Genomic DNA, 264 nt, shown 5'->3' with positions numbered 1-264 from the left:
CTGCTGAAGTTCCTGCAGGTGCTGGACCAGCGTTCGATGCCGTTCAGGTTGAGTGTGGTGGGTGAGCGATTTCGCAGCTATCCGAAGGCATTTGACCGGATCCGGGAACAGTTTGGTCCTTGCATCGAACACTGGGGGTTTTTCGAGAATCGTGAAGACTATGATCAGTTGCTGCGTCAGGCCGATATTGTGATCTCCACGGCACTGCACGATTTCCAGGGGCTGTCGATGCTGGAAGCCATGGCTTCAGGTTGCGTGCCACTG

The 264-nt window shown here is 55.3% G+C and carries 1 protein-coding gene; it reads left to right on the top strand.

Annotated features, from left to right (window positions below; translation table 11 throughout):
* The coding region (locus B2W52_RS10280; protein ID WP_286802861.1) for a glycosyltransferase at nt 1-264 on the top strand (264 nt) is incomplete at both ends.

Origin of the sequence: Marinobacter sp. UBA2498, assembly GCF_002341575.1 — a bacterium.
Taxonomy (GTDB): Bacteria; Pseudomonadota; Gammaproteobacteria; order Pseudomonadales; family Oleiphilaceae; genus Marinobacter; species Marinobacter manganoxydans.
The sequence above is the reverse complement of the archived record's forward strand: the minus strand, read 5'-3'. Positions and strand labels throughout refer to the sequence as shown.